The following is a 13,895-nucleotide window of genomic DNA, read 5'->3' as shown; positions in this document are numbered from 1 at the left end:
CGATCGTCACGGGTGGGTGCCGCGCAGTGAGGGGTGCGGCACCCACCCGGCAAGCCGCCCGGGCGGGCGACGGGCGTTCCCCACCCCGGCAGCTGTCCGATCCGTGGGCCGAGATGAGACGGGCCCCACCTCGAGAGTTCGAGGTGGGGCCCGGCCGTCAACTGCCCTTAGGAGATCCAGGTCTTGCTGTAGGCCAGCCCGTTCTCGAAGGTGATGTAGACGTAGCCCCCACTCGTGTTCCTCCACCGGTAGCCAGCGTAGGTGCTGCCGTTCGACTCCATGAAGCTGATCCGGGTGCCGCTCGAGCCGAAGACTGCTCGGACGCGGGTGAGCGAGTCGCCGCCGGCCCACGGGGCCTTGATCGTCGAGTACTCGTTCCACGTCACCGTGGAGTAGTTCGTGACCTTGACGACCTTGGCAGTACGCACTCGGTAGCGGGTGGTGTACGTGTACTTGTAGGCCGTGTAGCGGATCGACTTCGTGAACGTGCCGGGGAGGCTGGCGTCGTAGTCATAGATATCGGTGGTCTGAGTGCCGACGACCGGCTCCTCCATCCCGATGTAGGTGCCCTGAACGGCCAGGGCCTTCGTGAGGGTGTTGCCGTTGTAGTCGGACAGGCTGACGCTGCAATTGGCATTCACGGTCCACACGCCGTAGTCGCTGGACGAGGCGTTCGTGATGGTGCAGGAGTCGAGGTTGCTGAAGTCGACGCTGTAGGTGGCCGACTTCGTGGCCGTGTACGGCCACGCCTTTCGGTACTTGAACGTCGAGTACACCGTGTACGTGCCGGAGGCGGTCCAACGCGACTTGACGTTCGTAGCCAAGGTTCGGCCGGTGGCGCTCTTGACGGTGATGCGCCTGTCGATCACGGAGTACCCCGAGACCCCTGGGGCTGCGGAAGGCGCGAGGTTGGCCTTGTACCCGTTCCAGGAGTACGCCGACTGCGTGGTCTTCGCGGTGCGAACCCACGTGACGGCCTGCGCTGAGCTCGGCGTGATCGCGAGCAGTCCGAAGCCGGCGGCGAACAGCGCGACGAGACCTCGCGCCAGATGCTTCTTCATTCTTGTCCAATCGTGCGCGTCGGGAATCCCGACTCGTAAGAAGCCGCGGATCGCCCTGTCGCGCCGCGGCATTGGGCATCCGACCCACAAGCCGACGCCCCGCCGGACGTTACTGAAGTTGCAGATGTGATCTGGCCGGAATGTCGAAAAGTTCCACTGTTTGCTCGTCGGACGTAACCGCGGCAGCTCGCGGAAGGCGTCTCAGACATCGCTGGTGGGCGCCCGGTGAGCAAATGCGTCGGCCGCCCGCACGCCGGGCAACCTCGACAAAACCCCGCAAAGGGCTGCAGGCCGCTCCTACGATCGACGGGCCGGACACCTCGAGGACCCGCAGCCGATCGGAGCGCGATGAGCACGCGACAGGCCGCGACCCTGGTCGGCGCCGGGCACCCGCGTGAGGCGGACGTCCTGCGACTCGCGGTCGACATCGCGCGGCAGGCGGCCGCTGACGAGCCGTTCGCCGAGGAACTCGTCCGGCGCATCGAGGTCGTCCTCGGCGCTGACGGCGGAGCCGGGCTCACGTCGTTCGGGCCGCACGTGCAGGTGGGTGACGCCCCGGCCGTCTTCACCTCGGAGGGGTGCGTGGTCCCGCTGGATCAGGCGGAACGCGCGGCGCAGTACGCCGGCAGCCACCCCTCCTTTGATGCGATGCGCCGCATCGGTGTCACCGGACCGATCCGCACGAGCGACCAAGTGCGCATCGAGCAGTTCTGGGACACACCCGAGTTCGACGCGATGCATGGCTGGTTGCCCGGCGGCGGCCGCTTCCCGGCCGCCATCGCGCTGCACCTCGGTGACACCGACCTCGTGTTCCTCGGGCTGCACCGTGACCGCCGCGACTTCACCGACGACGACCTCGACGCGCTCGCGGTGATCCAGAGCATCGTCGCGCCCGCCCTCACGCTCAACGTCCGGCTCAAAGCGGCGCTCGCGCGGCTGGCCGCCGTCGAAGGCGACGCTGGGGGCCCCGAAGACAGTAGCGATGCCGGCTCGGCCGAAGGGGCCGCCACCGCTGCCGCCCAGCTCCCGACGCTGACCGCGCGCGAGCGGCAGGTGCTCGCGCTCGCGGCCCAGGGCCTGACGAGTCACGCCATCGGTCACCGCCTCGGCCTGAGCGAGCGCACCGTCCGCAAGCACCTGTCGTCGGTCTACGCCAAGACCGGCCTCCACGGGCGCGCGGCGGCGACCGCGTGGTGGGCAGCCAGCGGTGCGCGGCGCAGCGCCGGGCCTCATCGGTAAGCGCCGGGGTGTCGGTTCCGACACCTAGTGCCGGTCGGTCCCGCCGCTCATCCTTGGGTGAGGCGCCGTCGTCGGCCGTGGGAGGGGACGGCGACGGCCGCAGCGGGGGCGAACACCGGACGCCGGCAGCCGGGACATCGACTGCCGACGCGGGCCGAGCGGGGGGATCTGGGTGTGCACGGCAGGGGCTCCGCGCACCCAGGTCCCCGTTGCCCGGACGTCGATGCAGCGCCAGCCGCGCTACGGCCCGTCGCCGGGCGCGGCCGCTTCAACTGCAGTTCACGCAGCCACCGGACAGCGGCATCTCCATGAAGCAGGTCGGGCAGATCGCCCCGCGACGCTCGGGCGCCGCGGCGGTTCGCGGCGTTCGCTCCCGCGTCTCACGCGCCCGCGTGCTCAGGGTCGGCGTCGCGTCGGCGGGGACGTCGGCGCCCCAGTGCCGGTAGCACTCGAGGCGGGCGGCGGCCGCGTGGTTCTCCCGGTCGAGCGGGTCGGCGCTCAGCGACTCACCGGCGAGCCGCAGGACCTCGTCGTACCCGGCGCCGACGTGGCCGTCGTGCTTGTGCACCACGAGCGAGGTGAGGGGTGGTTCGGATCGGACGTGGTTGACCTTCGCCACGTCGGTGACGAGTCCGCCGATCCAGTTCCGCATGCCGGAGTGCGTGTGGAGCGACGAGCGACGCTGGACCTCCTCGGCCAGCTCGGAGTAGGTGATGACGGCGTTGTACCGACCCGCGGTCTCGACGAGCACCTCGTACGCGTGCTTCACCCAGTAGGGCTGGGCCACCTTGGGGGTCACGTACGTCTCGCTGTCCGGCATGGCCGCCACCTTCTTGCTCCGTCTTCCTCGGTCCCGTCGACCCGACCAGTCTCCACCCGCCGGCCCGTGCCCTCGAGGGCCCCGGGATGGACCCCGAAGGACGGGTGGCGAGCGACCAGGGACGCCTCTGCGTCGGGCGCCGGGTGACGTGACGGGCCAGCAGACGACCGTCCGGTGGTCGAGCAGGTCGTCATCGTCGCCGCGGCGGAGGTGGTGCTCGCGGATGGGGCCATCGCTCGCGATCGCCTTCTCGACCACGCCGACCAAGCTCCGCACACCTCGGGTCTCAACGACGTCACCACCGGCACCAACGGCACGTTGCACCCCCGCGGTGTGGTGCACGTCGGGCGCCGGCTGGGACGGCCCGACCGGCCTCGACACCCCGAACGGCACCAGCGCCTTCTGAGCCCAGCCGCAGAGAAGGGGCCCGTCCAAGACGGGCCCCTTCTCCGTTGGTGCCAAGGGCGGGGACAGTCGAGGGGGGCAGCGCCGAGTTGTGCTGATCTACAGCCGTTTTCACGGATCGTCTGCCATACTCCCGCCGACGTCCAGCAGCGCGCGTCCGACAATGTCGTTGTTCAAGGAGGCGCAAGTGGGTCCGGTGAAGTCGCTCTGGGCGATGGTGCAAGGAGACCCGGTATTCATGCGGCGGGTCAACGGATGGTTGGCCGTGTTCTGGATCGCCATGATCCCGATCTCGCTGATGATGGGCTGGCTCAACTCCGTCGTGTACGTGTCGGCGCTGTCGTTGTGGGCCCTCGTGTCGGGGCACTGGTCGGCGTGGCAGGCCGCGCGGGTCGAGGTGCACCAGCAGAAGGAAGCCGCCGAAGCGAGGCGTCAGGACGTTGCCGGCGAGGTCGTGGAGAGGCTCGCGGCCGTCACCGATGTCGTCGACCCGACTCGACCAGCAGCACCCGGCGCGTCCAACCCCGCCACGTAGCTCTTGAAGCCCCCGTCTGGGCACTTCTCGTGGGCTTGGTGCTTTCCGTTCTTTTTGGGGTAAGTCGGGCAGTGACCTGCGCAGGAGAGGCGCCGGAGGGCGCCGGAACGGAGTACCTGATGACCGATTCAGATCTGCCCCCTGTTTCCCCGGAAGAGCTCGCTGCCGAGGCCGGTGCAGCCCTCCCGGACAAGGAGGTCATGTCCTTGCTCGACCTCAACGCCGACCTCAACCTCGCGCTGGACGTCGCCGCGCCGATCGACCTGGCCGTGGGCGCCAACGCCAACGTCGCGGCGCCGATCGCCGGCGCCGTCGGGGCCAACATCCTGTCCGTCGGTTCCACGGACGCGGCAGTGGCGCACCAGGCGGTGAACATCGACCAGGGCCTCACCGGGTCGGCGATCGCGCACGCACCGCAACACAGCGACATCCAGCAGACCACGCCCGACCCGACCGCGCCGGCGCCGGCCACGACCCCCGACCCCGGCACGACCACGGGCACCGACGCGGGCAGCGCGACCGGCACGACACCGTCCTCGGCGCTCAGCGGCAACCTGCTCAACATCGACGTCAACGCTGCCGCAGACGCCAAGCTCGCCGCTCCGGTCGATGGCGCGGTGGCCGCAAACGCGAACGTGGCCGCGCCCATCGACGCGTCCGTGTCGGCCAACGTCGGGTCGGTGGGCTCGCAGGCCGTCTCCATGGCTGACCAGAGCGGCAGCATCACCCAGCACCTGGACGGCACGGCGCAGGCCACCGCCGACCAGACCTCGACGATCAACCAGTAGCGGGTTCTTCGTGAGCCTCACCTCGTCACCGCGTGGGGTGCCGAGGCCGGACGCCGTGGCGTCCGGCCCCGGCGCCGCGCCGTCCCGAACGGCCGGCGACACGCTCTCCCGGGAGGACGCGTCCGGCGAGCGTCCGCAGCGCGCCGACGGCGTCGAGCTGCTCGGGGAGATGACGGGATCGGGGTACCGCACGCCGCCCTCGCTCGTGCGCCGCCCCGGAGGTCAGACGGTCCAGCTGACGCCGCTGCTCTACCTGGTGCTCAAGGCCATCGACGGCGAGCGCACGTTCGAGCAGGTCGCCGATGCCGTGAGCGTCGAGTACGGCCGCCGCCTCGCAGCCGAGGACGCGCAGACCCTGGTGGAGTCCCAGCTGCGTCCGCTCGGCCTCGTCCTGGGCGCCGACGGGTCGCAGCCGGACGTCCAGCGGTCGAACCCGCTGCTGGCGCTTCGTCTTCGCTGGGTCGTGTCCGACCCACGCGTCACGCGGCGGCTCACGGCACCCTTCGCCGTGCTGTTCGCGCCGGTGGTCGTCGTGCCGGTGGTCCTGGCGTTCGTCGCGATCTCGGCGTGGGTGCTGTTCACCAAGGGTCTGGCCTCGGCCACCCACCAGGCCTTCGACCAGCCGCTGCTGCTCGTCGTGGTCTTCGCCATCACTGTCCTGTCCGCGGGCTTCCACGAGTTCGGGCACGCGTCCGCCTGCCGGTACGGCGGCGCCACGCCCGGGGCGATGGGCACCGGCCTCTACCTGGTGTGGCCGGCCTTCTACACCGACGTCACCGACAGCTACCGCCTCGACCGCGCGGGACGGCTGCGGGTCGACTTCGGCGGCCTGTACTTCAACGCCATCGTCAGCGTCGCCATGTTCGCAGTCTGGGCCGTCACCGGCTGGGACGCGATCCTCCTCATCCTGGCGGCGCAGCTGCTCCAGATGGTCCGTCAGCTTGCCCCGATGGTGCGCTTCGACGGCTACCACGTCCTCGCGGACCTGACAGGCGTGCCCGACCTCCAGGCGCGCATGGGCGCGATCCTGGCGGCCTTGTGGCCCGGCCGCTCGGCCGACCCGCGGGTGACCGCCCTCAAGCGGGGCCCGCGGATCATCGTCACCATCTGGGTGCTCGCGATCGTGCCGCTGCTGGCCTTCACGCTCGTGATGATGGTCCTGGCGCTGCCCCGGGTGCTGGGCACCGCGTGGGACAGCATGGGGCGTCAGTCCCACGCGCTGGCCGTCGACTGGGCCGGAGGGGACGCCCTGGGCGTGACCGTGCGGGTCCTCGCCGTCGTGGCCGTTGCGCTCCCGGTCCTCGGCTCCCTGCTGCTGCTCGCTCGCCTGGTGCGCACCACGACGGGCACCGTCTGGCGCCGCACGGCCGGCCACCCGGGCCGTCGCGCGGTCGCCGCCCTCACCGCGGTGGCCGTCTTCGCCGGCCTCGCCTACGCCTGGTGGCCGGACGCCAACCGCTACCGGCCGGTCCAGCCCTTCGAGAAGGGCACCCTCACCCAGGCCGTCGCCTCGGCCGGGTATGCGATCACGGGCACCCCGGACCTGCAGGACGGCCGGCTCGTCGACGCGCAGCGCTCCGTGTGGGCCTCAACGTCCACCCCCCCGACGCGTGACCAGCCCGAGCTCGCCCTCGTCCTCGTCCCCCGACCGGCCGACCGGACGGGCACGACCAGCGCATCCCCACCGCCGGCGTGGGTCTTCCCGTTCAACCGCCCCGCCGCGCCCGGGCCCGGCGACAACCAGGCCCTGGCCGTCAACACGACGGACGGCTCCACGGTCTACGACGTCGCCTTCGCCCTCGTCTGGGCCGACGGCACCAGCGTCACCAACGCCAACGAGGCCTACGCGTTCGCCAGCTGCACCCGCTGCACCACGGTGTCGGTGGCCTTCCAGGTCGTCCTCATCACCGGCAGCGCCAACATCGCCATCCCGCAGAACGTCGCCGGCGCCGTCAACTACTCCTGCGTCCAGTGCCTGACGTACGCACTCGCCCAACAGCTGGTCCTGACGGTGCCGTCTGAGCTGCCCGCGCAGACGCGGCAACGGCTCGACGCGCTCTGGGCCCAGATCAGCACGTTCGCCGCGAGCCTGCAGGGCCTGCCCCTCGACCAGATCAGGGCCCGGCTGCTCGACTACCAGAACCAGATCCGGACGCTCGTCACCGCGTCGGCCACCCCGACGACCAGCCCGACCGCCGGCCCGACTACCGGCTCGACCCCGGCCGGTCCGGCCCCGACGCCCGGCGCTCCCACCGCGACGGGCACCGCGTCACCCACCGACACCGGCGTCCCGGCCGGTCAGAGCACCACGGCCCCAGCCGCGACGCCGGCACCGCTCACCGCCACCGCGCCGGCGTCGACCACCACACCGGACGCCAGCGGCCCCACGACGGGCGCCGACGCGTCCACCACCCCGACCGCCGCGGCAACGAGCCCTCCGCCCGCGCCCTCCGCGTCCGCCCCCTGACCCCAATGGCGGCTGTCGGCGCGGGTCTGGTCGCCACGCCCTCGCCACGCCCTCGCTGGGTACGGACCTGCCATGGCTGACACGGCAATCTTCGATGTCGACGGGACCCTCGTGGACACCAACTACCAGCACGCACTCGCATGGTTCCGCGCGCTGCGCCGCTTCGACATCACCCGCCCGCTGTGGCGCATCCACCGCGGCATCGGGATGGGCGGGGACCAGTTCGTCTCCGCGGTGGGTGGTCGCGAGATCGAGGAGGCCCACGGCGACGCGCTGCGTGCGGCGTGGGCCGAGGAGTTCGACGAGCTCATCGGCGAGGTGCAGCCGTTCGAGGGAGCGCACGAGCTGCTGGCCGAGGTGAAGGAGCGGGGTTTCCGGCTCGTTCTCGCCAGCTCCGGCAAGAAGGAGCACGTCGAGGCATTCCTCGACCTGGTCGACGGCACATCCCTCGCCGATGCCTGGACGACCTCGGACGACGTCGAGAAGAGCAAGCCGGAGCCGGACCTCGTCTCGGCGGCGCTGGCCAAGGTCGAGGGTGCCAGCGGCGTCATGGTCGGCGACTCGGTCTACGACGCCCAGGCGGCGGCCAAGCTCGGCATCCCGACGCTGGGGGTGCGCACCGGCGGCTTCTCGGTCGGTGAGCTGCAGGAGGCCGGCGTCCTGCAGGTGTTCGACTCGCTGGTCGCCTTCCGGTCCGCCCTGGACGGCACCCCGTTGGCCCGCGCCAGTCGCTGACGTGGCGACGATGGAGGTCCGCGTCGGACTGTGCGGATGGACGATGTCTCAGTCCTCCTACGTGCAGCGCTTCCCCGTCCTCGAGGTGCAGCACACGTTCTACGAGCCACCGACGGACGCCGTCCTGACGCGCTGGCGCACCCGGGTGCCGGACGACTTCGAGTTCACGATCAAGGCGTGGCAGGTCGTGACGCACGAGTCGGGCAGCCCCACCTACCGGCGGATGAAGCAGCCGCTGCCGGACAGCGCCCGTGGTCAGGTCGGGGCGTTCCGGACGACTCCGCCCGTCCTCGCCGGCTGGCAGCGCACGCTCGAGTGTGCCCGCCTGCTGCGGGCCACCGCGGTGCTGCTCCAGTGTCCGAAGAGCTTTCGACCGGAGCGCGACAACATCGCACAGCTCCGTCGCTTCCTGTCGCAGGTGGACCGGCCGGCCGGGCGGCTGATGTGGGAGCCCCGGGGCGACTGGCCCACATCGTTGCTCCGTGAGCTCTGCGCCGAGCTGGACCTCGTCCACGTCGTCGACCCGATGCAGACCGAGACGGTGACGCCGGAGCAGACCTACTACCGCCTGCACGGCACCACCGGCTTCCGGCACGTCCACACCGACGCGGAGCTGCGGCGGCTGCGGGACCTCGTCGCCGGCCGACCGTCGCCCTACGTCATGTTCAACAACATCCCGCGTGTCGGCGACGCGGAGCGGTTCCTCGCCCTGCTCTCCCGCTGACGTCGGCGGCCCTGGTGGAAACGCGGCCGAAGAGCGACGCGTGACGCACCACAGCGAAGCTGGGTCGCCGTTGAGGAACCGGCTCCGTGGGGCCTTGGCGCTCGTGTTCACCCGTAGGGGCCAGGCGCCAGATCGACGCGGATCTGGCCTGGAGAATCCTGCAGCACGACAACGGTGTCCGAATTGTCGTGAGACCACCCAAGGGGAACGAGGTACCACCTCCCGTGGGCATAGATGAGAGGGTGCAGTCCGTCGTAGCGGAATGTGTAGTCCTTGCCGTCACCTGACAGGCGGGTCATGGTGGTCACCGTGTCGGGAAGGTGGAGCTGCGCACTGGAGTAGACGACGGCTCGGTCCAGGCCACCGAGGCTCCGTTCGATGATGTGGGCACGCTCCAGCCCGCGCTCAAATGCCGCGTCTGTGGTCGCCCAGAAGATCGCCAGAAGGAAAATGGCGGCAAAGATCCCGCGGCGAACCACAACTCTCGACGATGCGACCGCCCTGAGTTGACTTCCGCTCTCCGTGGATCGGGGCGCGAGCCACAGGGCATACTCCGTCAGGACGACGGCCACGGCGAGGGAAATTGCTGAGGGGACACCACCCAAACCCGTGTACAGGCCGACCAGCCCGATCAGAGCGAAGATGACGCTGACGGCGAGCAGCGTGAAAGCGAGACTTCTCGCACGCCTCCCTCGGGAGAAGGACGAGTTCTCGATCGCCAGATGTGCAAGAAGAGCGAGCAGAGAAATGATCACCAAAGTGGCGAGAGGGCGAAAGACCGTGTCGGTGGTCTGGATGAAGTATTGGCTGGGGGGCAGGTCCAGGGCGCTGAGAGATATACCGAAATAGCCGTAGAAATATTTTGCGCTAATATAGCCAAAATAGTAGAAGATCCCTGTCAAAATTCCAGTAGGCGCCAAGAACGCCAAGACTTTGGATAATGTCTGTGTGGTAGTGGTGTTCCCCCCACCCCCGGGATGGGCGACTCGTCCGGGTATCACGGTAGGCTCTGCGACGGAGATTCAAGGGCTGGCAGGCTCGAGGACGGGGTCGTGATCGATGGCGTCACATCCGTTGTCGACGTCGCAGTTGAACTAGTAGCCGCGCCACCGCTGGTCGTGCTCAGGGTCTTCGTGGCGCTGGTTACAGCCGAGGGCGTGACGACTTTGACTCGCCTTGTCACCTCTTCCCTGACCACGATGACGTCGCAGGGAGCTCCGTCGCTACAAGCGGGTTGCCCGGACTCTTGGTCGAAGATCTGGACCACGCCGACGTTCCGGCCGGCTATCGCGCCAAGAACAATGCAACGACTGAACTGTGACGTGCAGCGGGGGATCTGAGCAGGCAGTCGGCATCTGTCGTTCGTGCCCGGTACGCCCAAGCTTCCCCTGCACTCTTCGCGAAACTGGTTCACCTGTTCCTCGGTCAGACCGCCGTACCTCACGTTCGTGAACTTGGTGGCGGGACTGCCTCTGAGGGTGGGTGAAGGGGTCGGCCGAATCTGGGCTCTGACCGCTGTTGTCGCTCCATTGCGTGTCGAATCGCAGGCAGCGGTTGCCGCGGTCACTCCGATGACTAGCGCAAGCGCGCACATTCGACGCACCATCGGGACGTCACCACCTCCGAGGCATCCTTTTCAGGCTACGCCGCGTTTCACGTCAAGATCTCCTGAACCTGAAACTCACGCGCCGCTCGGCGCGCTTCCGATCGGGAGCCGGTGTTTGCCAGGCCTGCGGGCGCCCTCGAAGCCGGGCGGCGTCAGGCGGCGGGCGACGGCTCTTCGCGGACGTCGGAGGGGCGGCGCTCGCCCAGGCCGGCCATGCCCCACCGCACCGTCGCCGCGCCGAGGTGGCCGAGCGGGCGCCCCACGTACCGCGCGACGGGGTCCGGCACCGGCAACCCGAGCATCTGCCGCGCCCACCCCGGCAGGAGGGACACGCCACCGGCGGCCAGCACGCCGTAGCCCGGCCGTGCCGTCCACGGCAGCGGCGGGTCGAGCAGCAGGAACCGGGCCGCCTCGCGGGCGGCCTCGGTGGCCTCGAGCTCGGGTCGGTACGACGCGAGCACGGCGCGCAGCTCGGCGACCGATGCGGGAGGCGTCGGTACCCCCAGAAGCGCCGCCGGCACGCCCGCCTGTCGCACGTACACGTCGGCCTCGGCGTCGGTCAGCGGCGCAGCCGCGAAGGCCTGGTACGCGCGCAGGAAGGAGTCGACCTCCGCGACGTGCACCCACGTCAGCAGGTGCGGGTCGCTGGCCCGGTACGGCCGACCGAGCTCGTCACGCCCGCGCACGCGTTCGTGGATCTCGCGCACGTGGGCGATGGCCTCCTCGGCGTGCTCCACCGTGCCGAAGGTCGTCGTCGCGAGGTAGTGGCTCGTGCGCTGGAGCCGCCCCCACGGGTCGCTCTTGTAGCCGCTGTGCCCGGCGACCCCGGCCATCGCCATCGGGTGCAGCATCTGCAGCAGCAGCGAGGTGATGCCGCCCGGGAACATCGACGCGTCGGCGTGCACCCGCCATACCGGGTCGGTCGGCACGAACCACCGCTCGCCCTCCGCGCCCCAGATCCGCGCAGCCCGCGCCGGGGCGTCGTCGCCGGCGACCTTGTCGCGCAGCATCATCCCGAGGCGGCGCTGGAGCGCGCGCGTCACCGGTTGGAGGGTCATGCCGTCACGCTAGGGGAGGAACCTGACACTCCCAAGCGCGCTGTCCAACGTTGGTGCGCACTGGGCCCGGTTGCCTCAGGCCAGCGTGATCCGGATGCCGGCCCGTGGCTGCCGCTTGACCGCCCACGACGTCACGCCCGCGATCATGTCGCCGAGCCGCGCCATGACGTACTTGCGCCCCATCGCCCGCTTCACCGCGGCGACTCCCTCCGGAGTCCGGTCGACGCGGGCCGTGCCCTCGTACGTCGGGGCACCCGGCGCGATGCGTCCGCGGATGTCGCACGGCCGCAGCTCGATTCGCGCGGTGTGCTTCAGCCGCTTGAGCTTTCCCGCCGGGTCGACCGTGACGACGACGAGCTCGCCACCATCGCGTGCCACCCACACCGGCGTCGACACCGGCGTCCCGTCGCGGCGGAAGGTCGTGAGCGACACGTAGCGGTGGGCGGCGACGACGTCGAGGTCGCACGGGGTCTCCATCCGCCCACCCTATGCACGCGCCTTCGCGGACCGCCGACGATGACCCCGCCACAATGAGGCATGGCGCTCGCGCTCTGCCTCCTGCTCGACCCGCCGTCCGACCGGACGGTCCGACGCCTGTGGGAGCGGCTCGAGGAGCGCGGCATCGCCACCCTCCTGACCCACACGCACGGTCGGCACGTGCCGCACCTGTCGTACGGCGTCTGCCTCGAGTGGGACCTCGACGCCGTCCTCGCCGCCACCGCAGCACTGCCCGACGACGGTCCGGTCGACATCGCCGTGCAGGGCACCGTGTCGTTCCCGCGCGGACGTGCGGCGCTGGCCTGCTCGGTCACCCCGGCGACCGCGGCCCGGCAGGAGCGCGCCGTCGCCGCCCTCCGCGACACCGGCGCGACGATCCACAAGCACTACGACCCCGGCCACTGGGTGCCGCACGTGTCGGTCTCCACCGGGCTGACGGCCGCGCAGCTCCCTCTTGCGGTCACGGCCGTCGCCGACGTGCTGCCGCTGACCCTCCACTGCGACCACGCGGCGCTCGTCGACACCGCCGACGGACGCCGGTGGCCGCTGACCGGCGTCCCCTGACCGACGCGTCCGCCCAGCCCGGCGCGTCCGGGTCCGGCCCGACGCGTCCGGGCGCTCGTCAGGTGGCGTGGAGGACGGCGACGCCGGCCACGACGACCGCGGCCGCGACGAGACCGGCGGCCGCCACGGTGGCGAGCCGTGCAGTACGACCGGCGACCTTCGCCATCGCGGCCACCGCGGCGGTCAGGCCGGCGAGCAGCACCGCGAGCGACAGCAGGTCAGCCGCCCCGCCCGCCCGGTCCGACGCGTCGACCGCCTCCTGCTGCAGCCGCAGGTCGGCGGCCACTTCGGTGTCGCCGGACGCGAGCAGCTGCACGATGTCGGCGTCGACGCCATCGGCATGGGTCGGCAGCTCGAGCATCCGCGCCGACAACCGGGCCCACGCGTCGGCGGCCTGCCCGTCCGCGAATGCGATGGCCTCCTGCCCGGGGTCCTGCGCCTGCACGTCGACGAACCGCCGAGCCAGCGACACCATCTGCGCCCGGACCACCGACTGCGCCGCGCCGGCGACGAGCCCCTCCCGCAGCTGGGTGGCGAGGATCGTGCTGCCGAGACCGGTGGCCCGGCGCGACCCCGACGCGCCGTCGGACGCCGCGGCGGTGCCGAGCACGAGCTGCGCGGCCGTCAGCGCCGGCAGCAGCAGCCACGCGAGCAGGGCCGCACCGGCCGCCAGCCGCGTCAGCGCCGTCCGTTCCTGCCAGGGCCCCGGCACGACGCCGATGTCGGGCTCCGCCACGGCAGTCGTTGCAGCCCCTGCCGGCCCCCTCGCCCGGCCCCGACGCGTCAGGACGCGGACCACGACGTACCCGAGCGCCAGCGCCACGGCCCCGCCCGCAGCCCACAGCGCGCCGGCCGCGTAGCGGTCGCCCTCGGCCACCGCATCGAGCACGTCGGCCCGCGCCACGAGTGCCGAGGAGCCGACGACGTCGGCGAGCCGCCGGTTCACCGCGTACCCGTGGTCGGCGCCGGCGTACTTCTCGGCCAGCAGCGACGACGACGAGCCCAGGGCCGCGCGCAGCTCACCCGACGCCTTGCGCAGCACCCGCGCCTCGACCGCGGCCGCCGGCGACCCCGCGCCGGCCGCGTCGAGCGCATCCGCGCGCACCTGCATCAGCGACACCTCGAGCGCCAGCGGCACCTCGTCCTGGTACACGTGCCGCAGGTCCTCCCCGAGCAGCGCGGCCGCCTTCGTCTCCAGACGCGTCGACGAGGTCCACGCCCCCGACGCCTGCGACGCGAGCCAGGTGGCCAGCGCCAGCAGTCCGGCCACGACGACGCTGACGACGACCTGCGCCGCGTTCGTCGACGCCGCCCGCCACGCCCGCGTGAGCGGCCCGGCCGGCGCCGGAACCCGTTGCGTCCCCGAAGGTCCCGACGCCGACCCACCGGCCACGC

Annotated in this window: 13 protein-coding genes; 7 read left to right on the top strand and 6 right to left on the bottom strand. The window is 71.1% G+C overall.

Annotated features, from left to right (window positions below):
- Positions 1–167 precede the first annotated feature (167 nt).
- Positions 168–1,061 carry a hypothetical protein gene (locus AC3A5R_RS09905; protein ID WP_487620596.1) on the bottom strand — a complete coding sequence of 298 codons (894 nt, stop codon included), beginning with the start codon at positions 1,059–1,061 and terminating at the stop codon, positions 168–170.
- A gap of 348 nt (positions 1,062–1,409) precedes the next feature.
- Here AC3A5R_RS09905 and AC3A5R_RS09900 point away from each other — a divergent pair, with 348 nt between their 5' ends.
- The gene (locus AC3A5R_RS09900) at positions 1,410–2,300 is read left to right on the top strand and encodes a helix-turn-helix transcriptional regulator (RefSeq protein ID WP_487620595.1); all 891 of its coding nucleotides are present in this window, start codon (positions 1,410–1,412) and stop codon (positions 2,298–2,300) included.
- A gap of 268 nt (positions 2,301–2,568) precedes the next feature.
- On the opposite strand, the gene AC3A5R_RS09895 is transcribed toward AC3A5R_RS09900, so the two are convergent.
- Positions 2,569–3,120 (bottom strand): hypothetical protein, encoded by a 552-nt coding sequence (locus AC3A5R_RS09895; RefSeq protein WP_487620594.1) that lies wholly within the window; start codon positions 3,118–3,120, stop codon positions 2,569–2,571.
- Positions 3,121–3,712: 592 nt separating this feature from the next.
- Between AC3A5R_RS09895 and AC3A5R_RS09890 the strand changes: the two genes are divergently transcribed.
- The 5 genes from AC3A5R_RS09890 to AC3A5R_RS09870 all read left to right on the top strand — a co-directional run bounded on the left by AC3A5R_RS09890 (position 3,713) and on the right by AC3A5R_RS09870 (position 8,774).
- Positions 3,713–4,060, top strand: a complete 348-nt coding sequence (locus AC3A5R_RS09890; RefSeq protein WP_487620593.1) for a hypothetical protein — start codon at positions 3,713–3,715, stop codon at positions 4,058–4,060.
- Positions 4,061–4,179: 119 nt separating this feature from the next.
- Complete coding sequence (locus AC3A5R_RS09885; RefSeq protein ID WP_487620592.1) at positions 4,180–4,848, top strand: peptidoglycan-binding protein; 669 nt, start codon at positions 4,180–4,182, stop codon at positions 4,846–4,848.
- A gap of 10 nt (positions 4,849–4,858) precedes the next feature.
- On the top strand, positions 4,859–7,315 hold the full coding sequence (locus AC3A5R_RS09880) for a zinc metalloprotease (RefSeq protein WP_487620591.1): 2,457 nt from the start codon (positions 4,859–4,861) through the stop codon (positions 7,313–7,315).
- Positions 7,316–7,387: 72 nt separating this feature from the next.
- The gene (locus tag AC3A5R_RS09875) at positions 7,388–8,050 is read left to right on the top strand and encodes an HAD family hydrolase (RefSeq protein WP_487620590.1); all 663 of its coding nucleotides are present in this window, start codon (positions 7,388–7,390) and stop codon (positions 8,048–8,050) included.
- Between the two features lie 43 nt (positions 8,051–8,093).
- Positions 8,094–8,774, top strand: a complete 681-nt coding sequence (locus AC3A5R_RS09870; protein WP_487620589.1) for a DUF72 domain-containing protein — start codon at positions 8,094–8,096, stop codon at positions 8,772–8,774.
- A gap of 107 nt (positions 8,775–8,881) precedes the next feature.
- Here the strand turns inward: AC3A5R_RS09870 and AC3A5R_RS09865 are convergent, their stop codons facing one another.
- The 3 genes from AC3A5R_RS09865 to AC3A5R_RS09855 form a co-directional block, all read right to left on the bottom strand.
- Positions 8,882–9,676: a hypothetical protein gene (locus AC3A5R_RS09865; RefSeq protein WP_487620588.1), complete on the bottom strand. Its 795-nt coding sequence runs from the start codon at positions 9,674–9,676 to the stop codon at positions 8,882–8,884.
- Between the two features lie 856 nt (positions 9,677–10,532).
- Complete coding sequence (locus AC3A5R_RS09860; protein WP_487620587.1) at positions 10,533–11,438, bottom strand: oxygenase MpaB family protein; 906 nt, start codon at positions 11,436–11,438, stop codon at positions 10,533–10,535.
- A gap of 75 nt (positions 11,439–11,513) precedes the next feature.
- The gene (locus AC3A5R_RS09855) at positions 11,514–11,915 is read right to left on the bottom strand and encodes a PPOX class F420-dependent oxidoreductase (RefSeq protein WP_487620586.1); all 402 of its coding nucleotides are present in this window, start codon (positions 11,913–11,915) and stop codon (positions 11,514–11,516) included.
- 60 nt (positions 11,916–11,975) lie between these two features.
- Here AC3A5R_RS09855 and AC3A5R_RS09850 point away from each other — a divergent pair, with 60 nt between their 5' ends.
- Positions 11,976–12,500: a 2'-5' RNA ligase family protein gene (locus tag AC3A5R_RS09850; RefSeq protein WP_487620585.1), complete on the top strand. Its 525-nt coding sequence runs from the start codon at positions 11,976–11,978 to the stop codon at positions 12,498–12,500.
- 58 nt (positions 12,501–12,558) lie between these two features.
- On the opposite strand, the gene AC3A5R_RS09845 is transcribed toward AC3A5R_RS09850, so the two are convergent.
- Entirely contained in the window at positions 12,559–13,893 is a 1,335-nt protein-coding gene (locus AC3A5R_RS09845) for a hypothetical protein (protein WP_487620584.1), read from the bottom strand.
- Between the last annotated feature and the right edge of the window lie 2 nt (positions 13,894–13,895).

It is taken from the genome of Intrasporangium sp. Soil_C_50 (assembly GCF_057656595.1).
This window is presented reverse-complemented; position numbering and strand designations above follow the sequence as displayed.

Coding starts and splice junctions, on each gene's coding strand:
- AC3A5R_RS09875 (WP_487620590.1), top strand. CDS start 7,388: ATGGCTGACACGGCAATCTTCGATGTCGACGGGACCCTCGTGGACACC.
- AC3A5R_RS09870 (WP_487620589.1), top strand. CDS start 8,094: ATGTCTCAGTCCTCCTACGTGCAGCGCTTCCCCGTCCTCGAGGTGCAG.
- AC3A5R_RS09850 (WP_487620585.1), top strand. CDS start 11,976: ATGGCGCTCGCGCTCTGCCTCCTGCTCGACCCGCCGTCCGACCGGACG.
- AC3A5R_RS09885 (WP_487620592.1), top strand. CDS start 4,180: ATGACCGATTCAGATCTGCCCCCTGTTTCCCCGGAAGAGCTCGCTGCC.
- AC3A5R_RS09905 (WP_487620596.1), bottom strand. CDS start 1,061: ATGAAGAAGCATCTGGCGCGAGGTCTCGTCGCGCTGTTCGCCGCCGGC.
- AC3A5R_RS09860 (WP_487620587.1), bottom strand. CDS start 11,438: ATGACCCTCCAACCGGTGACGCGCGCGCTCCAGCGCCGCCTCGGGATG.
- AC3A5R_RS09900 (WP_487620595.1), top strand. CDS start 1,410: ATGAGCACGCGACAGGCCGCGACCCTGGTCGGCGCCGGGCACCCGCGT.
- AC3A5R_RS09895 (WP_487620594.1), bottom strand. CDS start 3,120: ATGCCGGACAGCGAGACGTACGTGACCCCCAAGGTGGCCCAGCCCTAC.
- AC3A5R_RS09855 (WP_487620586.1), bottom strand. CDS start 11,915: ATGGAGACCCCGTGCGACCTCGACGTCGTCGCCGCCCACCGCTACGTG.